The sequence below is a fragment of the Bacillus sp. FJAT-27986 genome (assembly GCF_001685035.1).
In the GTDB taxonomy this organism is placed as follows: domain Bacteria; phylum Bacillota; class Bacilli; order Bacillales; family Pradoshiaceae; genus Pradoshia.
Genome location: NZ_MAYV01000017.1, coordinates 231,786 through 254,226, shown reverse-complemented (window position 1 = coordinate 254,226; position 22,441 = coordinate 231,786). Strand labels below are relative to the sequence as shown.

The following is a 22,441-nucleotide window of genomic DNA, read 5'->3' as shown; positions in this document are numbered from 1 at the left end:
CTTCTGTAACGATTGTTATTGTACCTTTCCTTACTCAACTATAAGTGCAGATCTCTGTAATTTAATTTTTAACTATTAATGTCTGCAGAGAGAAGCTGTTGAACATAAACCCACCAACATCCCATTGTGTTGCCACATACATTCCACACACGTAGAGTGTGTCTCGCAACTTATTTTAAAATAAGGCAGTAAGCCCTCTAAATAGGGGGCACTGCCTTTTTTCGTTTCTTACAAAGGAATTACGAAGTGATACTTAATCCTAATTTCCTCACTAGATTTACAAGTAATTTTTCTACAAAAATTTGTAGTACCTGTGGAGTTAAGTAATAGAATTGCCCTCGTGGTTTTTAAATAAAACCTTATAAATCTTATCTTTTATAAAAAAGTTTCATAAGAAATCATTTAATAAAATTGGAGTATTACTTCCTTTCTATTTGTCTATACTGATAAAAATAGATTAGGAGAGTAATAGGATGATACTATCTGAAGCGTGGGATTTATATAAAGCTGATAAACAGATCCAAGGATATTCATTTCAGACTTTAAAAGCCTATAATGTCCAATTAAACTTGTTAATCCGGAATCTCGGTGATCGATCCCTTGATGAAATAACCACCGATTCATTAAAGCTTTATCTTGGGAATGTTGCTGATCAATTAAAGGCTGCTAGCCTGAGTCATAGGATACGTTTTATAAAGTCGTTGTTTAGATGGGCTCAAGATGTAAATGTCCTGAATGGTAATCCAGCCGCGAAAATTAAGGAACCGAAACTAGATGTCCGCATACCAAAGTTTTTAACTGAAGTAGAAATTGAGCATTTAAGAGAAGCTTGTGATACAACATTAGAAAATGCATTGTTCGAGTTTATGTATTCAACCGGTTGTCGAATTGGGGAAGCCGTTAATTTGAATCGACAATCTATTAATTTTTCTAACCAGTCCGTAATTGTCTTAGGTAAGGGAAATAAAGAAAGAGAAGTTTACTTTAATACTAGGTGTGATATCTGGTTGAAGAGGTACCTGGATGAGAGAACAGATGATCAAGAAGCTTTATTTGTAACCGTACGTGCTCCTCATCGTATGAGCATAGCTCAAATGAGATATATCATAAAACAGATATCGAAAAGATCTGGCATCAATAAAAGTATTCACCCCCATCAGTTGAGACATAGTTATGCCACTACTTTATTGAATAATGGGGCACCTTTAGAAGTCATTCAAAATTTGATGGGACACGAAAAGAGCGAAACGACTAAAATTTACGCTTATTTAAGTGGGGCATTGCGAAGGGAGTTATATAAAAAGTTTTTCTGATACGATCAAGGGCATTGATCCAAGAAGGATTAATGCCTTTTTATGTTGAACCTCTTATAGAGCTAAAGGGCAGGTTAGTTGCATAAGAAATATAATATATAAACCCTTTAAAAAAAGTGAGTAATTACTCACTTTTTTATTGAAAACCAGTTAACTTGGAATTATAATCAACCTAAGTGAGTAAACGCTCACTTTTGAAAGGAGGATTACATAATGAATGAAACTAATACTATTCAAATACAAGCAGTAACGAAAAGTTTCGGCAAAAAAGTGGTATTAAAAGATATCAACTTAGATATTAAACAAGGTAGTATCTATGGTTTTATAGGGCCTTCAGGAGCAGGAAAAACAACCTTGATAAAGTTGATTGTTGGAATGGATTTTCCTGATGAAGGTTACGTCCATTTATTAGGTGAAAAAATGCCTAATTTAAACATCTTGCAAAAAATTGGCTATATGGCACAATCAGATGCCTTATATGAAGCACTTACTGGTAAAGAAAATCTTATGTTTTTCGCATCGCTCTTTAAATTAAACAAAACTGAAAAACAGAAACGGATTGCCTATGCAGCACAATTAGTTAACTTGACCGCAGATCTTAATAAAAGAGTGTCAGCGTACTCAGGTGGTATGAAACGTCGATTATCTCTTGCAATCGCTTTAATTCAGGATCCCCAAGTTTTGATATTAGACGAACCTACTGTGGGAATAGATCCTGAATTAAGATTAAGTATTTGGAATGAGCTGTTAAGATTGAAAAACGAGGAAGGCAAAACGATTATTGTAACGACTCACGTAATGGATGAAGCCGAAAAATGTGATTATATCGCAATGGTTAGAGATGGTTCATTCATAGCATCTGGCACACCTCGCCAATTGAAAGAACAATATAATGTCAATAGTTTAGATGAGGTATTTTTGGATGCTGGGAGGAAAGTACAATGAGAACAGTAGCACTTATTAAGAGGATTTTATTGCAAATACTTAGAGATAAGCGTACATTGGCTCTTCTCTTTGTTGCTCCATTATTAGTATTAACACTAATGAACCTAGTCTTTAATGGAAATACCGTTGATCCTGTTTTAGGAGTTGCTAATGGGAATCAGCAAATCATCGAAAAATTAGAAGACGCAGATATTGTAGTAAAAGAATATAACAAAGTTTCTAATGTTAAGGATATGATACTTGATAAAGATTTAGATGGTTTTTTACAAGTGGAAGGCGATCAAACAACCTTAACTTTACTGAATGATGATCCGACAATAGCAAAAAGCTTAGAAATGAAAGTAAAGCAAATTGATACTCAAGCAAAGCAATTAAAATTGATGGGGACTAACGCAATACAGAGTGAATTGCTCTCACAAGATTCCTTGAACACAAATTATGTTTATGGCAGCAGTGAAACAGAGCTTTTTGATACCTTTAGTCCTATTTTAGTCGGGTTCTTTGTCTTCTTCTTCGTCTTCTTAATCTCTGGCATAGGCTTATTAAACGAAAGAACAACTGGCACGTTGGAACGACTATTAGCAACCCCTATTAAAAGAGGAGAGATTGTCGCAGGATACCTTGTTGGCTATGGTTTACTGGCATTGATACAGACAGTTATAATCGTTTTGTTTGCGATAAATGTATTAGATATGGTTTTAGTTGGTTCCATTTGGACTGTTATGTTAATCAATGTCATCATCGCCCTTGTAGCCTTGTCACTTGGAATATTATTATCTTCTTTCGCAAGTTCCGAGTTTCAGATGATTCAGTTCATACCAATTATTATTGTGCCACAAATATTCTTCTCAGGTATTTTCTCCATTGAGGGAATGGCGGATTGGCTACAAGTATTCGCAAACTTTATGCCGTTGTATTATGCAGCAGATGCATTAAAAGGAGTAATGTACGAGGGCTTAAGTTTATCTGAAATTAGTAGTAATCTATATATTCTATTGGCTTTTGCAGCAGTATTTATCGTTTTAAATTTGTTTGCTTTGAAAAAGTATCGTAAGCTATAATACGGAAGCGATACAGCTTTACGCAAAGATGGTGATTTAAATGGTTAATAATAATCTACTGGATGAAATGGCTAAAATACTTGAAAAATCCAATAAACAAACGGTTAAGCAAAAGAAAATTATTGAGGTTGCTATCACCTCTTTTGCGGAAAAAGGATATTCAAATACATCAACATCTGAAATAGCTAAAAAAGCAGGCGTAGCAGAAGGAACAATTTTCAAACATTATGGAACAAAGGAAAATTTATTGTTATCTATAATGGTTCCTTTTCTAAAAGATTTTTTTCCTACGATGGCAGATGAACTCATTAGGGAATTAATGAATGATAAGCGTTCTTTTGAGGAATTCTTAAGAGTTCTTTTAACAAATCGTAGTGCTTTTCTTGCGGAAAATAGAGAAATATTTCAGGTGTTCATTAAGGAAATATTTTATAAAGAGGAACTTAGAAACGAATTCCTTCCCTTTGTTTTAGAAGTTGGATCCAATCACTTAATAAAAGTGATTGAAGCGTTTAAACAACGGGGCGAAATTAGAGATATACCGAATGAAATAATTTTAAAAATGCTAGGCACTGTAATAGGTGGATTATTTATTTCTAATTTTGCATTGTTAAATAAACATTCGGTTAGCGAAAATGAAATTGAGGAAGCCATATTTTTTATTCTGAATGGTCTTGGACAATCTCCTCAATAGAGGGATTTTTCTTTGAAGATTATGGATAACCTCTCTTTTCATTTAAAGGCAGCTATATTTTAGCTGCCTTTCCTTTTTATACAGAAAAATGATGGAATTATGCCAATTCACATAATAAACATTGTGAATGTTTGTACTTAAACTAACAGGGGCGTTGATCCAAGAAGAAGGATTAATGCCTTTTTGTGTTGAATTTCTTATTGAACAAACGGGGCAGGTTAGTTGAAGATCGATATTAAACTTATGTTCAACAATCGGTCCATATTGTCAAGTAAATATTTACTTGTATAGCATTACATCAGGTAAGACCGTATCGTAAGTAAGTACGGAATTATAAAATATCTACCTGAGATGCTGTTTAGTCAGCATCTCAGGTAGATATTTTAATTAGGATATGTTAAATTTCAACGTTGAAAAATGAGAGAAGATTTTAAGTGGTAATTAGTAGTAGATTTAATTTTCTTATTAAATAATTGTAGATAGCCGTAAAGGAGGCTATCCCTCTTTTTCTTAACATTCAATTTTAACAGAGCTAAAGTCTTAAAAATTTTACGGTTTGTTAGAATGTGGGGTTTATCATTCACATCTATTTTCATTTTACATTTTGCTACGAATAATAACATTAATGTTATACTCCGTTGGTAGATTTACTACTAAAATAGTATTTATAATTACATATGAGAGGATGAAAAGTATGATTAATATGAATTTATGCTCGATGAGAAAACGTCATAATCTAACTCAGGAGCAATTAGCCCAAGAATTAAATGTTTCACGTCAAGTAATTGCAAAATGGGAAAAAGGCGAATCGACACCAGATTTACACCATAGTATGAATATTGCCAATTTCTTCGGAGTAACCTTAGATGCGTTAGTAAACCATAACCCAGAAGAAATGGGTATAGATATTCCACCCAAAGGCCAGCATTTTTTTGGGACAGCAACAGTAGGGGAACGTGGTCAAATTGTAATTCCCAAAAAAGCCCGTGAAATTTTTCAAATTACCCCAGGTGATTCAGTCGTTATTATAGGGGATGAGGATCGTGGGTTGGCGTTAGCACCTGAAAAAATGATTAAACAGTTTTTAAATATGGTGAAAAATCATCAAAAAGAGGAGGAATAAATTAATGAGTGCTGCAATTGAACTTCAAGGTTTATCAAAACGCTTTAAAGAAAAAGTTGCTGTTTCTCCGATGACACTTACGATTAACCAAGGTGAACTATTCGGACTCCTTGGAGTAAATGGTGCTGGTAAAACGACAGTTATCAATATGTTAAGTGGCCTTGCCAAACCGACTTCAGGAGATGCGCTTGTACTTGGGCATTCGCTTAGTAAAGAGTTGCCAAGTATTCGGGGATTACTCGCTGTCTCACCTCAGGAAACGTCCATTGCACCAAATTTATCTGTGCGCGAAAATTTATTATTAATGGCACGCATTCACGGCTTTTCGAAGGATGAGTCCATTGAAAAAACGGAGGCTTTAATTAGCCAGTTTTCACTACAGCCTTACGAACATCAACGTGGTAAAAAATTATCCGGTGGTTGGCAACGAAAGTTAAGTATTGCAATGGCTCTCATTGCAGATCCAAAAATTTTATTTTTAGATGAACCTACATTAGGGTTAGATATTATTAGCCGCCAGGAACTATGGGCAATGATTAATAAACTGAGAGAGACGACTACAATTGTACTTACGACGCACTATTTAGAAGAAGCGGAAGCATTGTGTGATCGCATTTGTATTATGAGGGATGGCGAAATAAAGGCACTAGGTACAGTAGACGAGCTCCTTACAACAGCAAGTAAAGAAAACTTTGAGGATGCATTTGTGCATTTCGTAACAGGAGGCGAATTATAATGAGGGCATTGGCATTTGCTGGACGTTGTACGAAAGAAATTGTACGTGACCCGATTTCATTATTTTTTGGTATAGTCTTTCCAATCATTTTACTTATGATTTTAACTGCGATTAATCGCAATGTTCCAGAAGCACTTTTTAATATTGAACATTTGACACCTGGCATCGCAGTATTTAGCCTTTCTTTCATTGCTTTCTTTGCAGCACAAACGTTAGGAAAAGACCGTTCTACTTCTTATTTAATAAGATTGCTAACTACTCCTATGAAAGCAAGTGATTTTATTATTGGATATACGCTTCCTTTAGGGATATTTGCTGTGCTTCAAAGTATTACTTGTTTTATAACCGCTTACTTTTTAGGTTTGGAGCTATCTTTCAACCATGTATTTGCATTTATTGCCTTACTCATTACATCTACTATTTTCATAGGAATCGGACTGTTATGTGGCTCCTTATTTAACGAAAAGGCAGCAGTAGGCTTATGCGGAGCTTTATTAACTAACTTAACAGCATTTTTATCTGGCGCATGGTTAGATTTATCGTTAGTTGGAGGAGCTTTTGAAAAAGTCGCTTATGCCCTGCCATTCGTCCACGCTGTTGATTTAGTTCGAGCAATTGTGGCAGAAGACTTTAGCGCAATGTTTCCCCATTTATATGTTGTGGTAGTTTATGCAGCTGTCCTTTTTAGTCTTTCGATTTTTATTTTCAAATATAAAATTCAGCAAAATTAATAGTTAATCAAACTTACGTTACTTAAACGTAGGTTTTTTTATTAAAATTAATAGCTCTGTTAAAGTTGATTATTGAAATAGAAAGCGCTAGCCTCCGTTACGTTGCTGAAAATAAAAAAATACTTTCTTAGACAAATTAGAAAATGAGCTTAAAAGCTGATTGTTATTCAATTAAAAGGCGCAATTGTTGAATAAGATTGCTTCTCTTTTCCTTATTGAACTATCGGGGGCGTTTGTTTAAGAGCAAGTATACCGACTTTCTTTCTGAAGGTGCCTGTTTTCATATCTCGAATAAATATTAGACAAAAGCAACAATCCTTACGAAAACAGGTAAAGATGTTGATAAACCCACCAACATCCCTTGTGTTGCCACATACACTCCACACACGTGGAAAGTGTAGCAAAATTAGTATTGAAATAAGGCAGTTGCCCTTTGGCGCTGCTTTTTTCTTTTCCCTGTAATTAGATTTAAGTACTGTACTTTTTCAATATATAGCAGTAGAAAATTTTCTTAATGATTTCAATCGGTAATACTATTTAAAAAAATTTGGTAGTCGTATCCTCATAATTCTTTCGCCTTTCAAGTCCAATACAGACCCATAAAAGCAAGCTATATTTTTCTATGTATTTATATCTACTCTCATTCTTAGCTCCCCTTTGCTGATTTCTATTCGGGAATATTTCCGTTTTCCTTGCTCTAAAGAAAACGTTCCCTTTGGGTTTAAAGCAAACTGCTAATAGACAAGTGAAAAAGGAGGGTATCAAAAAGAGCGAAACCACAGATGTGATTTCGCTTACTCCTTAACTATATCGCTTAATTCCATTGACCCGCTTTTTCTAATTTTTCTTTACCTTTGAACGCAATGATGATTAACAAGACACTTAACAGAATCATCCCTGCAACAGCATATAACACGTATAGATAGCTGCCCGTTGCATCAAATACAAACCCATAAGCAGGGAGCGCCGTAATACCTGCTAATGCTAATCCTAATGCTGCCGTTCCATAAATGGCGCCATATTCTTTCGTGCCGAAGATAGAAGTAGTCAATAACGGTCCTAGCGTTCCAACTGATGAAGAAACAAATCCAAATAATCCGATTGCCACTGAAAATACCATTGGATTGTCTGGTATGAAGATCAATAAGAAAACGGAAATCAATCCGACGAACATGGAGAAAAAGGTGGTTTTCTTTGCACCCATTTTATCGGTCAAGAAACCGAACACCAATGATCCAACTAAAACACCAAACATGAACACACCCATGACATTTCCGGCAAACTGGACATCATACCCAATGCTTTGTGCGTAAGGGGCAATAAATTGAGCAAAACTTGCAACCGCGGTAATTAAGAATAAAAAGAATAATAGAGCATAAAAGGCCAATGACTTTTTCGCCACTGCGGCTGTGACACCTTTGTTTTCTACCGTTTGTGCATCTTGTTTCGAATCGTTAGCTTCTACCTTGTCTAAGCCATAAGGTAATAGACCTTTTTGTAGTGGTGACATACGAATGAACAGTAAAACCACTGGTATTACAATGACAATCGCCGCAATCCCAACAATGATGTAAGAAGTTCTCCAACCTTGTGAGGCAATTAACGTTCCTACATTCGGTTGAATGATCGCCCCAAACATACCGCTCGCTGCCATCATAATACCAAGGGCTAGTCCGTTTCGTTTTTTAAACCATTGGTTTATAAGAACGGGACCTGCCAATTGTGTCACAAGAACACTACCGACAGACAGCGGAATCGCTAATAAATACCAGCCCCATACCGAATTCATCATTCCAAATAACGCAAATGCACCACCTTGTAACAGAATGGATACAATCAAGACCATACGAATATCGTATTTACCCATTATCTTTCCGGCAAACGGCAAGAATACCATCATCGCAATGGAAGAGACACTCAAGTATAGGGTAAGTTGTCCCATACCAACGCCTAAATCTTCTGACACAGGTGTTAAAAATAAACTAGCAGCATTATTTATGCCACCACGTGCAACACCCATCATAATGGCTAACCCAAACAATACCCACCAAGCAAAATGAATTTTTTTCTTTTTCTGTTGCATGTTCTACCCCTCCTGTCCCTGTATAATTTTTTCTTTCCATAACCCTTTGCTTTCGCAAAAAAATATATCAGTATGTTCTATATTTATTTTACCTTATAAAAAAGGAGAGTTACAATTTTGACCTTCCTCTTTTTTATATACTCACATAATACCTTTATCGAAGCTTAGTAGGATTAACACCTGTTTTTAATATAGCTAATGAAAAGTTCAAAGATTTTACTCAGTATATTGTTGAATCGGCTATATCAATAAGATCAATAGAAAGTAAGATTGGCAATTTAAAGGTGAAGCAACATAAGAGACATTTGGGACTTGCAAATAATTTGGCTGTTAGAAGCCAACTTACGCTTTCTATATATTCTTTTAGGTTATTTAAAAACATCACCAACATCCCATGTGTTGTCAATTACACTCCACACACGTGGAAAGTGTAGCGAAGCTTATATTAAAATAAGGAAGTCAGCCCTTTTTTGATCTGACCCAAGAAAGTTAGAAATAAATAGTCATGCTGCTTTGAGGACCTGAGTCCGTTATTCAACCGGGTTTAGGTCTTTTAATTTTGCCTTCATTCGTTTGTGATTGTAATAATGTGCCATCCAAACTTATGAAAAAGTGGCTATAAACTATTCGATTGGTAAATTCGAAACGAAGGGATATGAATGGACATATAAAGCGGAGAGTAACTGTGTTTTAGCAAAAAGGCAAGCCGGTGAAGTGTTTACGATAAGTAAAATTTCACCGGCTTTTTTGCATGCGAAAACGTGAAAAGAAGGGCCTTGCTATATATAATATTTGAAATTGAAGTGAAGAGAGGGGTGAAATGAGATTAACTTTACGATTTGTCAGTAAATTCGAGGGCAATTATTATGAAAATTGCGGTACATGGAATTTATGGCTAACAGGGATCGGAAGCGAACGTTTTATTTATGCCCTCATAGCATTTTCAGCTCTTTTATCTGGTTATCCATTGTGTGGCCTAATGAACATGGTAAAGTCGCTTGAGCCTTGATGCATGCAAGTTCTGGGAATCTAATTGAAAATGCCCAAACAAGTCTGCATAGTTGACTACTTGGGCATTTTTACCTATGGAAAATCATTTGAACGAGAGCAAACGCAAAGAAATCCATTAGGTCCATCTGAAAATTCCACTAAGCCTTTGTATTGAATTTCATATGTTTAATACCAAGGAAATTTTGGAGATTTAAGGCTAAGCCTCCTAGAAGAGTAGCTCGTTCATTAAGTTTGCTGTTTCGAACAATTATACATTTAGAAAAAGTGCTATATAGATTATTTTTTAACATTGTCATCATTTCAGGAATTTCGCGGTAAAGAGAACTATTTAAAACGATAACCTCAGGGTCGTAATGGGCAATCATATTATTTATACCGAAACTTAAATAGCGTGTATTCTCCTTGACGACTTTTTTGGCATCAGTATCCCCATTGTTATAGTATTCTCTTAAAATAATTGCATTGACATAATCCATATCTTTTAATTGTGCAAAATATTCAAAGGAAGCTTTATTTGAGGCATAGGCTTCTAAACACCCGAGATTCCCGCATTTGCACTTCTTACCGCCAGCAGAGATAATTTGGTGGCCAATCTCTCCAGCGAACCCATGCGAACCAGTTTGTATAATTCCGTCTCGGACGATACCGGCACCTATACCTCCATGAATATTAATACTGATTAAACTAGAGGATTCAGATGTAAAAGTATACTCACCTAGCGCTGATAAGTTAGCTTCGTTTTCTAGAAATATAGGGTAATCAATTAGGCTTTCAGTTATTTCACGGAATCGAATCTTATCTAAATTGTAATGTGGAGTAAAAATAATATTTCCATTAAAAACAGGTCCATGAACAGCGATTACTACACCAATAATATCGTAGAGCGATTTAGGCTTTATCTTATCAAAAGAAGAGAATATCTCAGAAAAATAAGATCTGACGGTGTCTTCATTTAAGGTAATTGGTTTCTTCTCAATGTAGGAAATTTCTTCACCATCAAGATAAGTTAATAAGGCGCGAATGTAATTATATCCAACATCAATAGAGATAGAGAGACCGGATTTTCCATTGTATTGTAGCTTGATGGGTTTACGTCCGCCTAAATTACTGCTTTGACCACTGCCTGTTTCAGTGACTAAATTGTCATCCAGTAATTTCTTAACGATGCTAGAGACAGTAGCTTTAGTTAAACCAGTTATGGTAGCCAGTTCAGCTCGTGACACACCTAGATTATTAATAATCGTCTCCAGACAAAGGGATTCATTTTGAGTACGTATAATATAATGAGAGTTTTCCATATCATAAACACCTCCTTTGTTAATTTATTTATTAAACATACTAACTAATATACTAATAGATTTTTCATAAATTTACTAGTCATTTGTTGGAAAAGTAGTAATTTACTAGTCATTTGTTGGAAAAGTAGTAATTTAGTATAAATTTATTATAGTGCGAAAATTGCTTGACTACTAAAATGAAAGCGACTACAATCAAGTTAGTAAAACATATAAACAAACTAACTTGCTTAGTTTGGGAGGAGGATTTCAGATGACTTATTTTCCGAATGTAGGAAAAATCAAGTATGAGGGAAAAAACTCAGATAACCCGTTTGCTTTCCGTTATTACAATCCAGAAGAGGTTGTGGCCGGCAAAACAATGAAAGAACATTTGAGATTTGCGGTCGCATACTGGCATACAATGACACAAGATGGTAGTGATCCATTTGGTTTGCCTACAAATCAACGAACTTGGTTTGGTGAAACAGCAATGGATACAGCTAGAAACCGTGTGGTCGCTTTCTTTGAAATTTTAGAGAAACTAGGCGTTGAATATTTTTGCTTCCATGATGTGGATATTGCGCCGGAAGGTAATTCTTTAGAAGAGTTCTATAGAAATCTAGATGAAATTACTGATTTGATAAAAGAACAAATGGATAGAACTGGAATCAAATTACTGTGGAATACCGCAAATATGTTTAGTCATCCAAGATATGTAAATGGAGCAGCTTCTACTAATAATGCAGATGTATTTGCTTATGCAGCGGCACAAGTCAAAAAAGGGCTTGATATTTCCAAAAAGTTGAACGGCGAAAATTATGTGTTCTGGGGCGGCCGTGAAGGCTATGAAACACTATTGAATACAGACATGGCTCTTGAACAAGATAATATTGCGCGTTTATTCAAGATGGCTGTAGCTTATGGAGAAAAGATTAATCATAAACCACAATTTTTGATTGAACCTAAACCAAAAGAGCCATCTAAACACCAATATGATTTTGATGCTGCTACCGCATTACAGTTTATCCAAAAATATGATCTTACTGGTGAATTTAAGCTGAATCTTGAAGCAAACCATGCTACACTTGCTGGCCACACATTTGAACATGAGATTGAAGTTGCACGCATAAATAATGCCTTAGGATCTCTCGATGCGAACCAAGGTGATGTTCTGCTAGGTTGGGACACAGACGAATTCCCAACAAATGTTTATGATGTTACGATGGCCATGTATGGTGTACTAGAAAATGGAGGAATTGCACCAGGTGGTATTAACTTTGACTCTAAAGTGCGTCGTTCCAGCTTTGAAATGGAAGATTTGTTCTTAGCCCATATTGCCGGTATGGACACATTTGCTAGAGGACTAAAAGCAGCGGCTAAATTAAAAGAAGATCGCTTCTTTGATAGTTTGAAAGAAAAACGCTATGCCTCTTTCTATGAAGGAATTGGAGCTTCCATTGTTAATGGCAAGGAAGACTTAGAAAGCCTGACAGAATACGCATTAAAATTAGATGACATCAAATTGGAATCCAGTCATATTGAATACGTGAAATCTCGCTTAAATGACTATCTATACTAAAAAGGATTTACATCTCCAGTCACAGTGTATAAGCTACTTAATCTTTTAAACCTATTATATAGTATTGATTTAACAGGGTACCGTCTTTATGGAATAGCGTATAAAGAACTTAAGAATGGAGTTTATCATGAAAATTACAAATCCTATTTTAAAAGGCTTTAATGCAGACCCTTCTATTATTCGCGTAGAAGATACCTATTATATTGCGACTTCTACTTTTGAGTGGTTTCCAGGTGTAAGGATTCATGAATCAAAGGATTTGATTCATTGGCAATTAGTTTCGCATCCATTATCAACTACTGAATTGCTGGATATGAAAGGAAATGCGGATTCTGGGGGAATATGGGCGCCGGATCTATCTTACGCTGACGGGAAATTTTGGTTAGTTTATACTGATGTGAAAGTGGTAAACGGTGCGTTTAAGGATTGTACAAACTATCTGACCACCTCAGAAAATATCCATGGCCCTTGGAGTAAACCAATCAAATTAAATGGAGTAGGCTTTGATGCTTCCCTTTTTCATGATGATGACGGGCGGAAATATCTGCTGCAAATGGAATGGGATCATCGAGAATACCATCATCCATTTAATGGTATTAAGTGCACGGAGTATTCTGTGCAGGATGAACGCTTACTTCCAGAAACCGCAAAGATTATATGGAAGGGTACGGATGTAAAACTGGTTGAAGGTCCACATCTGTATAAATTATTCGGAAAGTACTATCTTTTCTGTGCCGAAGGCGGAACAACTTATACACACCAAGAAGTTGTAGCTAGATCTTCTTCGATTTATGGTGAATATGAAAGTCAACCAGATACGTTCCTGACCGCTTTTAATCATCCTGATCATCCTTTGCAAAAATGTGGGCATGGGTCTTTAGTGGATACACCGGATGGAGAATGGTATTTCGCCCATTTAACGGGACGTCCATGGCACCATTCTTACGAATCTAGCCATGATCCTCGTGGCTGGTGTACGTTAGGAAGAGAAACTGCGATTCAAAAAGTTGAATGGTCGAAAGATTTATGGCCAATGATTGTTGGTGGAAAACAAGGATGCGTTGAAGTGGAACCGCCTAAAAATGTGGTGCCAAATAGTTATCCTTCTAACTATTTGGTGATGGATGATTTTGATCAACCAGAGTTAAACATTCACTTTAACACTCTACGTGTACCATTTACAGAACAAATTGGAAAAATCAAAGATGGTCATCTTGTATTGATGGGCTCTGGAAGCTTAACTAATCTGCATGAAAATTCACTTGTGGCTAGAAGATGGCAGGCATTTGAATTTGAAGCAGAAACAAAATTAAGCTATCACCCAACAACTTTTCAACAAATGGCTGGACTGACTAATTACTACAATAGTCAGCATTGGTCCATGGTTCAAGTAACCTGGAACGAGCTTAATGGTCGTGTAATTGAAGTGACTGAGAATAATCGTGGTGTACTCACTAGCTATTTAAAGGAAAGGGCAATTGCCATTCCAGAAGAAGTTCAATATGTTTACTTTAAGACGGTTGTGAAGAAGAGCTATTATACATATGCTTATTCATTTGACGGATTAACGTGGATAGATATTCCTGTCCAATTGGATGCCAAGATCCTATCTGATGATTATGTGAATCAAAGCTATGGCGGTTTCTTTACAGGTGCATTTGTAGGAATGGTGAACGTAGACTATTCTGGTTATGAGCTAGAAGCTAAATTTGATTACTTCAAGTATCAAGAAAAATAAATAAATTGTAGCTCTTAGTTACTTATTTTCTGAGAAAGGAGGATTAAGATACCATGAAAGATGAGATTTTATTTTCAATGACTGGTATTGAAAAAAGTTTTGGCAAGGTTCATGTATTAAAGAATACTCAATTTGAAGTCCGTAAGGGCGAAATTCATGCATTGATGGGTGAAAATGGTGCTGGCAAGTCTACCTTGATGAATATTCTAGCGGGACTATTAGATAAGGATGCTGGTGAAATTACTTTTGAAGGAAAACAGATAAGCAAAATGACACCAGATCTTGCATCCGAATTAGGAATTGCTTTTGTACATCAGGAATTAAACTTAGCAGAGGATTTATCAGTTGCAGAAAATGTCTTCATCGGACGTTTGCCGTATATCAATAAGTTTCTTGGGATAATTGATTTTAAAAAATTATATGAAGATACACAGTACTGGCTGAATATGGTTGGAGCTAAGGTGAAACCTACAGATCTTGTAAGCTCTCTTTCTACGGCAAATAAGCAGTTGATTGAAATTACAAAAGCTTTGAGCTTGAATGCTAAAGTAATTATTTTTGATGAACCAACAACGTCTCTTTCTGATAAAGATGTAGAAGTATTATTTATTATTATCCGTCGCCTAAAAGAGAAAGGCTTTTCGAGTATCTATATCTCTCACCGCATGAGAGAGATCTTTGAATTATGTGAACGGATTACAATCATGCGTGATGGAAATTACATTGCGACGGAGGAAGTAAAGAGTTTATCAGAAGACCAAATTATATCCATGCTTGTTGGTAGGGAAATAAAGGATTTATATCCCAAACAACCTACCGATATTGGACCTGTGCGCTTACATGTGAAAAACTTCACATGTAAGGCCGGGAAAGTAAATGATGTGAGCTTCGAAGCAAAGCGTGGAGAAGTAGTAGGATTTGCGGGGTTGGTTGGTAGTGGTAGAACTGAAACGATGCGATTGCTTTTTGGAGCTGATCGCCTAAAATCCGGAGAAATCACTATTGATAACCGTAAAGTAACCATAAAATCTCCAGTAGATGCAATTAAGAATGGGATTGGATTATTGACGGAGGATAGGAAGCACCAAGGGCTTTTCTTGGGACTATCAATTAAGGACAATATCACAATTACTAGCTTGAAACAATTCCTTCTCAATCAGAAGCAATTAGTCAAAATCACCAATGATTCCGTTGAAGAGGTGAATATAAAAGTTAGTGACATCGATAATCCAGTTTCTAGTTTATCAGGGGGAAATCAACAAAAAGTCGTACTGGCTAAATGGTTAAATGCGGATAATCAAATTTATATTTTCGATGAACCGACAAAAGGAATTGATGTAGGTGCAAAATCAGAAATCTATGCAATTATTAATCAGCTTGCTCTTCGAGGGAAAACCATTTTGATTGTTTCATCGGAAATTCCTGAATTATTGGGTACTTGCGATCGCATTCATGTCTTCCATGAAGGAAAGATAACGGGTGAGTTAATTGTTTCTGATTATAAGAATAGAAAAGATGAAGCACAAGAATTGATTATGAAATATGCAACTGGGAGTCAATGATAAATTTCTTATCCTAGGGAGTCGTTCATCAAATCATACTTACTATGAATGATAGGAGCAAAAACATGGAAAAAGCGGGAAAAAGAATAGACTTAAAATCCCTATTTATGAATTATTCAGTGTATATAGTTTTAATCGTTCTACTGGTATACTTTTCAATCGCAAATAGTGATTTTCTTAGTTCATACAATATTGAGAATTTCTTGCAACAAATACCACCTGTAGGAATCTTAACTGTTGCATATGCCATGATTCTGATTTGTGGTTATGTTGATTTATCGATTGGTTATGTAGCAATGGCCTCTGGTATGGTAGGTTTATATGCTGCTAATAGCGGGCTTCCAGCGCCTGTTGTGATCCTCCTTGCATTGATGACAGGTGCAATATTAGGAACGATGAATGCTTTGTTAATCAAAAAGTTCGACTTACCTTCATTTATTTTGACTTTAGGTTCATGCTATGTAATTAAAGGTATGCTTGGATTTTTCACGAACGAACAATTTATTGGTTCAGAAGCAGAGTGGTTAAGTGGATTGGCCAAAACACCTATTGGTACTGAAACTGTAAAAAGTAACACATTGATATTCATTGTGATAATCGTATTATTTGTCTTTATCATGAAAAAGACACGTCTTGGAAAAAATACATATGCTGTTGGTTCTAATCAGGAGGCAGCACGCCTATCTGGTATCAATACGGACCTTCATATTGTCAAGGTCTTCATTATTGAGGGTATTCTAGCAGCAATTGCCGGTCTATTGATTGTGTCTAATTTAGATGGCGGTGCTTCAAAAGATGCCAATGGTTTGGATTTATTCGCCATGGCAGCTGCGATAATGGGCGGTACATCATTTAGTGGCGGTATTGGTACTATTGGCGGAGCTGTAGCTGGGATCATGACTTTGCAGGTATTCAAAAACGGATTAACTCTTATGGGAGTGAATTCTTTCTTGCAGGATACGGTAACAGGTCTTGTAATCATCCTGGCAATCATCATAGATTACTTCAAACGTAAAGCAAGTCGCTGATCTTGTTTTGAGCAAAAGGGTAACAAATAAGAATTGGAGTTTATTTCTACTCAAATAGATAAGGTAAAGGAGATAGTCTATCATGTTGAAAAAAGGGAAAAAACTAGTTACTGGACTCACTATTGCAACATTGTTATTAGCTGGATGTGGGAAAGAAGAAAACACTGCGAGTGGAGCTGAGGATAAGTCCTTGTATTTTGTTCCTATCGTAGATACGGGTGCCTATTGGAATCCGATGAAAAAAGGAGCAGAGGATGCAGCGAAAGAATACGGTTACACATTAGTAACGAAAACCTCCCCATCCGCTGAGCCAAGTAAGAAAGAAAAACATATTGGATTTATTAAGGAAGCAACAGCAAAAGACGTTGCAGGTATTGCAGTTGCGCCTATTGAAAAGAAAGCATTTGTTTCTCCAATCAAAGCAGCAATGGATAAAGATATCCCTGTAATCACTTTTGATGCAGATTTAGAAAATGAGGCAGATCGTACAGCTTATGTTGGAACAGATAACGTATCTGCCGGTAAAGAATTAGGGGTTCAAGCAGCTACAGAAATGAAGGAAAAAGGGATTACAAGCGGTTCAATTGCAATTGTTTGTGTAGACGTGGCACAGCCGACGATGATTGACCGTGAAAAAGGGATAAAAGAAGGCTTTGAAGAAGTTTATGGAGCTGACGCGAAGAATTTCAAATTCTTAGCTACTATCCAGGATAATGACCAACCATCTGAATCTAAGAAGCAATTAGAAGGTTATATTTCTGCGAATAAAGATTTAGTAACTGTATTCTCACTTGGTTCTGAAGGTCCAGATGTAGGTGTTATGAGTGCAATTCAATCACAAGGAAAAGCTGGAAAAATTCTTCATTATGGATTTGACTATACTGATACTTGGTTAAAAGGTATTGAAGATGGCCGTATTACTGCTATTGTTGATCAGGATGCCTATCAAATTGGTTATCAAGTAATTGAAAACCTAGTAAAAGTAATCGATGGTGAAGAAATTGATTCTACAATTCCAATTGACGTTAAATATGTTAAAGCTGATGATTTGAAAGAATATGGAGAAGGAAAAAGTAAAGTAAAAACTAGCTCTACTGACGATGCAGAATAATAAGCATAGTTCGTCATTTGGAAGATAAATAGAATGAGAGATAAACAGACTGTTTATCTCTCATGTATTAGAATGATCGTTTAGAGGTGAAAAAATGGCATACGTCTTAGGGCTAGATTTAGGTACTAGTGCAATAAAGGGATTATTAGTAAACAAAGATGGAAATCTGGTTGCAGAAGCGACGGCAACATATCCATTGGATACCCCGCAAATAGGATTTAGTGAGCAAAATCCAAAGCATTGGATAGAAGCTGCCAATCATGTAATGCTTGAGCTTTTAGAAAAGGTTCCTGATATGAAAGAGTTGTTAGAGGGAATTAGCTTTTCTGGGCAAATGCACAGTTTGGTATTGTTAGATGAGAAAGATAAGCCACTACGTCCGGCCATTCTATGGAATGATGTTCGTACCACCGAACAATGTAAGGAAATTAAAGAAAAAGCAGGGGAACTGATTCTTTCCCATACTAAAAACATTGCATTAGAAGGGTTTACTTTGCCTAAGATCCTATGGGTTCAAAAGCATGAGCCGGAAATTTGGTCAAAAGTTAAACGCATACAGTTACCTAAAGACTATTTACGTTTCTGGTTAACTAATCAATATCATATGGACTTTTCAGATGCCGCTGGTACCTTGATGTTAAATCAGGATACAAAGGAATGGGATCATGATATTTTAAGCAGATTTGATATTCCAAAGTCAATTTTACCAGATGTCGTACCTTCAACTAAAGTCGTTGGTTTCTTGAAGCCCGAGCTGCAAGAATATTATGGTTTTTCTCGTGACGTCAAGATTATTACGGGTGGAGCAGATAATGCATGTGCTGCAGTTGGAGCTGGTATTTTGCAAGAGGGTATTGGTATGTGCTCTATTGGAACCAGTGGTGTTTTTCTCTCATATGAAGAAGATGCCAAAAAGAATTATCAAGGAAAATTGCATATGTTTCATCATGCTATGGATGATGCAAACTATTCAATGGGTGTCACCTTAGCTGCAGGAAATAGTTTAAACTGGTTTAAACAAAATTTTGCACCAAATCAATCATTTGGGGAACTTTTAGCTGATATTAATTCTGTGGCTATTGGCAGTGATGGGCTTCTTTTTGCTCCATATATTGTTGGTGAAAGAACACCGTATAGTGATAGTCAGATTCGCGGAAGCTTTATTGGAATCGATACACATCATCAATTAAAACATTTTGCAAGAAGTGTATTAGAAGGTATTACTTTCTCTTTGATGGACTCAAAAATAATCATGGAGGAAATTGCAGATAAGAAATTCGATCGTATTGTGTCAGTGGGCGGTGGAGCCAAAAATAATGACTGGTTACAAATGCAGGCGGATATTTTTGATACAGCCGTTGTTAACTTAACGACAGAACAAGGGCCAGGTTTAGGAGCTGTAATGCTGGCAGCAGTTGGCTGTGGCTGGTTCTCTGATTTAAATGATTGTGCAGCGCGTTTTGTTTCTTATAAAGAAGAAATCATACCTAAAGCAGAGAATGTAGAAAAATATAAAGAAGTTTATGCGCGTTATCGCAAAGTATATGAAGGAACAAAAGAGATTTGTCATAGTTACTTTGGCAAATAAGGTCTGAGGTATAACAAGTAAGATGAACTGGTTTAACGTTTGATGGGAATTGGAAGGAGATCTTATAAATGACAAACTTTGATTCGAAAGATTATTTAGCAAAAGTTGACGCGTGGTGGCGTGCTGCTAACTATATTTCAGTAGCACAAATGTATTTAAAAGATAACCCACTGCTTAGAGAATCAATTCAAGAAAAGGATATAAAAACCCACCCAATTGGGCATTGGGGGACAATTTCTGGTCAAAACTTTATTTATGCACATTTAAACCGTGTTATCAATAAATATGATTTAAATATGTTTTACATAGAAGGCCCCGGACATGGCGGTCAAGTGATGGTAGCGAATTCGTATATTGATGGCAGCTACACTGAAATATACCCGGAAATTACACAGGACGAAGCGGGTTTAAAAGAGTTATGTAAAATCTTCTCTTTTCCAGGAGGTATAGCATCACACGCAGCACCTGAAACACCTGGATCTATTCATGAAGGTGGAGAACTTGGATATTCATTAGCACATGCGACAGGTGCCATTTTAGATAATCCGGATGTAATTGCAGCAACTGTTATTGGTGATGGAGAAGCGGAAACAGGCCCGTTAGCAGCAGGCTGGTTTTCAAATGTATTTATTAATCCAGTCAATGATGGAGCTGTCTTGCCAATTCTTTACCTAAATGGCGGGAAAATTTCAAATCCGACTATCTTAGAGCGTAAATCAGATGAAGAGTTAGCGCAATACTTTAAAGGTTTAGGCTGGGATCCTATTTTTGTTTCTGGAACAGACCCGGAAGTAGTCCACCCATTAATGGCTGAGCAATTAGATAAAGCTATTGAGCAGATTAAAGCTATACAAACCGAAGCTCGCCAAGAAAAGGCTGAGGTAGCCCAACTCCCTAACTGGCCAGTTCTCATCGTTCGTACACCAAAGGGATGGACAGGCCCTAAAGAGTGGGATGGAGAACCAATTGAAGGCGGATTTCGTGCCCATCAAGTGCCAATTCCAGTAGACGCTCATCATATGCAGCACATTGATGCGTTGATTGATTGGTTGAAATCCTATCGTCCAGAAGAGTTATTTGATGAAAAAGGTGCAATTGTTGAGGAAATTCGTGAGATTTCACCAAAAGGCGATCGCAGAATGTCTGCTAATCCAATTACAAATGGCGGCATTGATCCAAAACCAATGAAGATTACGGATTGGAAGCAATATGCGATTGATACGACGAAACCTGGAGCAGTAGTCGCACAGGATATGGTGGAATTCGGCAATTTTGCAAGAGATCTAGTTCTGGCAAATCCAGATAATTTCCGGATATTTGGGCCTGATGAATCCAAATCGAATCGCTTAAACAAAGTTTTTGAAGTAACGAATCGTCAATGGTTAGAAGCCAAACATAATGATTATGATGAATGGATCGCTCCGGCTGGTCGTGTAATCGATTCACAGTTGTCTGAACATCAATGTGAAGGTTTCTTGGAAGGGTATGTTTTAACTGGGCGACATGGGTTCTTTGTAAGCTATGAGGCATTTTTGCGTGTAGTAGATTCAATGATTACCCAACATTTTAAATGGTTGCGTAAGGCTAAGGAACAATCATGGCGTAAGAACTATCCATCATTAAACTTGATTGCCACTTCAACTGTTTTCCAACAGGATCATAATGGTTATACACATCAAGATCCAGGATTGTTAACGCATTTAGCGGAAAAGAAACCGGAATTCATTCGAGAATATTTGCCAGCGGACACTAATACAATGATGGCTGTCATGGCAGAGGTTTTGAGTTCAGAAGAACTAATTAATCTGGTTGTTTGCTCAAAGCATCCACGTCCGCAATTCTATTCTGCCGAAGAAGCGGAAATTTTAGTGAAGGACGGCTTAAAAATAATTGACTGGGCATCCACTGAAATTGATGGTGAAGATCCAGATGTTATTATTGCAGCGGCAGGAACAGAGCCTAATTTAGAAGCCTTAGCTGCTGTTACAATACTAAATAAAGCATTCCCTGAACTTAAAATTCGTTTTATCAATATTGTAGATATTTTAAGATTACGCCATCCTGATATTGATCCAAGAGGTCTAACGGATGAAGAATTTGATCAGTATTTCACGAAAGATAAGCCTGTTATATTCTGTTACCATGGTTATGAAGGAATGATTCGTGATATTTTCTTTGATCGTCATAATCATAAACTATATATTCATGGTTATCGTGAAAATGGTGACATTACAACACCATTTGATATGCGTGTTTATTCTGAAATGGATCGTTTCCATGTTGCAAAAGATGCAGCTAATGCAGTATATGGTATGGGAGCAGCAGATTTCGCAAAACAAATGGATGAAACAATCAGCTTCCATCATAGCTACATTCGTGAGCATGGAGTAGATATTCCGGAAGTTATAAATTGGACTTGGGGATTAGAAAAAAAAACAGCTTATTAGAGCTTAATAAATGATTTCATAAAAACTCCCTTAGATTCAGCAACAATCTGAATCTAGGGGAGTTTTTTTGATTCATTGCTGACATTATCCTTTTTGTTCTTGCCAGTTATTCCTTCGTTAAAGCTTACAAATCAAGGATTGTTAGATGTTGATACATTTACGTTTGTGGATGTAAGTGTGTAAATTAAACGAAGAGGCCTCTCGAAAGTCTTCAATCATGCTTGAGAGGTCTGTTTCCACTTGTTTGTAGCTAAATGCGTATGAATCATTCACGTAAATTTGTTCAACAATCCATCGAATGCGGTATCTACATATGTAGTTAAGTTAGTGGGAAATTCTTTAATAATCGGGTCTTCTCCGGTATTGGCAGGATAGTAAGGTGTGCATTAATAGTACAGTCATAGATGCAAGGTT

17 protein-coding genes and 1 pseudogene are annotated in these 22,441 nt (G+C 36.4%); 16 read left to right on the top strand and 2 right to left on the bottom strand.

Annotated features, from left to right (window positions below):
- The first annotated feature begins 473 nt into the window (after positions 1 to 473).
- The 7 genes from A8L44_RS15665 to A8L44_RS15630 all read left to right on the top strand — a co-directional run bounded on the left by A8L44_RS15665 (position 474) and on the right by A8L44_RS15630 (position 6,603).
- On the top strand, positions 474 to 1,313 hold the full coding sequence (locus A8L44_RS15665; RefSeq protein WP_066108443.1) for a tyrosine-type recombinase/integrase: 840 nt from the start codon (positions 474 to 476) through the stop codon (positions 1,311 to 1,313).
- A 213-nt stretch (positions 1,314 to 1,526) separates the two neighbouring features.
- On the top strand, positions 1,527 to 2,258 hold the full coding sequence (locus A8L44_RS15660) for an ABC transporter ATP-binding protein (RefSeq protein WP_066108437.1): 732 nt from the start codon (positions 1,527 to 1,529) through the stop codon (positions 2,256 to 2,258).
- The gene (locus A8L44_RS15655; protein ID WP_066108436.1) at positions 2,255 to 3,319 is read left to right on the top strand and encodes an ABC transporter permease; all 1,065 of its coding nucleotides are present in this window, start codon (positions 2,255 to 2,257) and stop codon (positions 3,317 to 3,319) included. Before A8L44_RS15660 ends, A8L44_RS15655 begins: the two co-directional genes overlap by 4 nt.
- Positions 3,320 to 3,359: 40 nt before the next feature.
- Complete coding sequence (locus A8L44_RS15650; RefSeq protein WP_066108434.1) at positions 3,360 to 4,013, top strand: TetR/AcrR family transcriptional regulator; 654 nt, start codon at positions 3,360 to 3,362, stop codon at positions 4,011 to 4,013.
- Positions 4,014 to 4,707: 694 nt separating this feature from the next.
- The gene (locus A8L44_RS15640) at positions 4,708 to 5,136 is read left to right on the top strand and encodes a helix-turn-helix transcriptional regulator (protein WP_066108432.1); all 429 of its coding nucleotides are present in this window, start codon (positions 4,708 to 4,710) and stop codon (positions 5,134 to 5,136) included.
- Between the two features lie 4 nt (positions 5,137 to 5,140).
- Positions 5,141 to 5,872: an ABC transporter ATP-binding protein gene (locus A8L44_RS15635; RefSeq protein ID WP_066108428.1), complete on the top strand. Its 732-nt coding sequence runs from the start codon at positions 5,141 to 5,143 to the stop codon at positions 5,870 to 5,872.
- Positions 5,872 to 6,603: an ABC transporter permease gene (locus tag A8L44_RS15630; RefSeq protein ID WP_066108426.1), complete on the top strand. Its 732-nt coding sequence runs from the start codon at positions 5,872 to 5,874 to the stop codon at positions 6,601 to 6,603. Before A8L44_RS15635 ends, A8L44_RS15630 begins: the two co-directional genes overlap by 1 nt.
- 814 nt (positions 6,604 to 7,417) lie before the next feature.
- On the opposite strand, the gene A8L44_RS15625 is transcribed toward A8L44_RS15630, so the two are convergent.
- Positions 7,418 to 8,686 (bottom strand): MFS transporter, encoded by a 1,269-nt coding sequence (locus tag A8L44_RS15625; RefSeq protein ID WP_066108425.1) that lies wholly within the window; start codon positions 8,684 to 8,686, stop codon positions 7,418 to 7,420.
- 820 nt (positions 8,687 to 9,506) lie between these two features.
- Here A8L44_RS15625 and A8L44_RS15620 point away from each other — a divergent pair.
- Positions 9,507 to 9,695, top strand: a complete 189-nt coding sequence (locus A8L44_RS15620) for a hypothetical protein (RefSeq protein WP_066108423.1) — start codon at positions 9,507 to 9,509, stop codon at positions 9,693 to 9,695.
- A gap of 139 nt (positions 9,696 to 9,834) precedes the next feature.
- On the opposite strand, the gene A8L44_RS15615 is transcribed toward A8L44_RS15620, so the two are convergent.
- Positions 9,835 to 10,995 (bottom strand): ROK family transcriptional regulator, encoded by a 1,161-nt coding sequence (locus A8L44_RS15615; protein ID WP_066108420.1) that lies wholly within the window; start codon positions 10,993 to 10,995, stop codon positions 9,835 to 9,837.
- Positions 10,996 to 11,245: 250 nt separating this feature from the next.
- Here A8L44_RS15615 and xylA point away from each other — a divergent pair, with 250 nt between their 5' ends.
- The 8 genes and pseudogenes from xylA to A8L44_RS19405 form a co-directional block, all read left to right on the top strand.
- Entirely contained in the window at positions 11,246 to 12,553 is a 1,308-nt protein-coding gene (xylA, locus tag A8L44_RS15610; protein WP_066108417.1) for a xylose isomerase, read from the top strand.
- A gap of 127 nt (positions 12,554 to 12,680) precedes the next feature.
- Positions 12,681 to 14,291: a glycoside hydrolase family 43 protein gene (locus tag A8L44_RS15605; protein ID WP_066108416.1), complete on the top strand. Its 1,611-nt coding sequence runs from the start codon at positions 12,681 to 12,683 to the stop codon at positions 14,289 to 14,291.
- Between the two features lie 53 nt (positions 14,292 to 14,344).
- Positions 14,345 to 15,853, top strand: a complete 1,509-nt coding sequence (locus A8L44_RS15600) for a sugar ABC transporter ATP-binding protein (RefSeq protein WP_066108411.1) — start codon at positions 14,345 to 14,347, stop codon at positions 15,851 to 15,853.
- Positions 15,854 to 15,918: 65 nt separating this feature from the next.
- Positions 15,919 to 16,881, top strand: coding sequence for an ABC transporter permease (locus A8L44_RS15595; RefSeq protein WP_077248174.1), 963 nt, complete (start codon positions 15,919 to 15,921; stop codon positions 16,879 to 16,881).
- Positions 16,882 to 16,963: 82 nt separating this feature from the next.
- The gene (locus A8L44_RS15590) at positions 16,964 to 17,992 is read left to right on the top strand and encodes a sugar ABC transporter substrate-binding protein (RefSeq protein WP_066108405.1); all 1,029 of its coding nucleotides are present in this window, start codon (positions 16,964 to 16,966) and stop codon (positions 17,990 to 17,992) included.
- A 94-nt stretch (positions 17,993 to 18,086) separates the two neighbouring features.
- The gene (gene xylB / locus A8L44_RS15585) at positions 18,087 to 19,580 is read left to right on the top strand and encodes a xylulokinase (protein WP_066108401.1); all 1,494 of its coding nucleotides are present in this window, start codon (positions 18,087 to 18,089) and stop codon (positions 19,578 to 19,580) included.
- 68 nt (positions 19,581 to 19,648) lie between these two features.
- The gene (locus A8L44_RS15580; RefSeq protein ID WP_066108398.1) at positions 19,649 to 22,027 is read left to right on the top strand and encodes a phosphoketolase family protein; all 2,379 of its coding nucleotides are present in this window, start codon (positions 19,649 to 19,651) and stop codon (positions 22,025 to 22,027) included.
- A gap of 66 nt (positions 22,028 to 22,093) precedes the next feature.
- Positions 22,094 to 22,210 (top strand): annotated as a pseudogene (locus A8L44_RS19405) (adenine deaminase C-terminal domain-containing protein); the annotation flags it as partial.
- Positions 22,211 to 22,441 lie beyond the last annotated feature (231 nt).

Bases quoted from the DNA above. Each gene is read 5' to 3' on its own strand.
- A8L44_RS15665 (WP_066108443.1), top strand. From the start codon at position 474: ATGATACTATCTGAAGCGTGGGATTTATATAAAGCTGATAAACAGATC.
- A8L44_RS15660 (WP_066108437.1), top strand. From the start codon at position 1,527: ATGAATGAAACTAATACTATTCAAATACAAGCAGTAACGAAAAGTTTC.
- A8L44_RS15655 (WP_066108436.1), top strand. From the start codon at position 2,255: ATGAGAACAGTAGCACTTATTAAGAGGATTTTATTGCAAATACTTAGA.
- A8L44_RS15650 (WP_066108434.1), top strand. From the start codon at position 3,360: ATGGTTAATAATAATCTACTGGATGAAATGGCTAAAATACTTGAAAAA.
- A8L44_RS15640 (WP_066108432.1), top strand. From the start codon at position 4,708: ATGATTAATATGAATTTATGCTCGATGAGAAAACGTCATAATCTAACT.
- A8L44_RS15635 (WP_066108428.1), top strand. From the start codon at position 5,141: ATGAGTGCTGCAATTGAACTTCAAGGTTTATCAAAACGCTTTAAAGAA.
- A8L44_RS15630 (WP_066108426.1), top strand. From the start codon at position 5,872: ATGAGGGCATTGGCATTTGCTGGACGTTGTACGAAAGAAATTGTACGT.
- A8L44_RS15625 (WP_066108425.1), bottom strand. From the start codon at position 8,686: ATGCAACAGAAAAAGAAAAAAATTCATTTTGCTTGGTGGGTATTGTTT.
- A8L44_RS15620 (WP_066108423.1), top strand. From the start codon at position 9,507: ATGAGATTAACTTTACGATTTGTCAGTAAATTCGAGGGCAATTATTAT.
- A8L44_RS15615 (WP_066108420.1), bottom strand. From the start codon at position 10,995: ATGGAAAACTCTCATTATATTATACGTACTCAAAATGAATCCCTTTGT.
- xylA (WP_066108417.1), top strand. From the start codon at position 11,246: ATGACTTATTTTCCGAATGTAGGAAAAATCAAGTATGAGGGAAAAAAC.
- A8L44_RS15605 (WP_066108416.1), top strand. From the start codon at position 12,681: ATGAAAATTACAAATCCTATTTTAAAAGGCTTTAATGCAGACCCTTCT.
- A8L44_RS15600 (WP_066108411.1), top strand. From the start codon at position 14,345: ATGAAAGATGAGATTTTATTTTCAATGACTGGTATTGAAAAAAGTTTT.
- A8L44_RS15595 (WP_077248174.1), top strand. From the start codon at position 15,919: ATGGAAAAAGCGGGAAAAAGAATAGACTTAAAATCCCTATTTATGAAT.
- A8L44_RS15590 (WP_066108405.1), top strand. From the start codon at position 16,964: ATGTTGAAAAAAGGGAAAAAACTAGTTACTGGACTCACTATTGCAACA.
- xylB (WP_066108401.1), top strand. From the start codon at position 18,087: ATGGCATACGTCTTAGGGCTAGATTTAGGTACTAGTGCAATAAAGGGA.
- A8L44_RS15580 (WP_066108398.1), top strand. From the start codon at position 19,649: ATGACAAACTTTGATTCGAAAGATTATTTAGCAAAAGTTGACGCGTGG.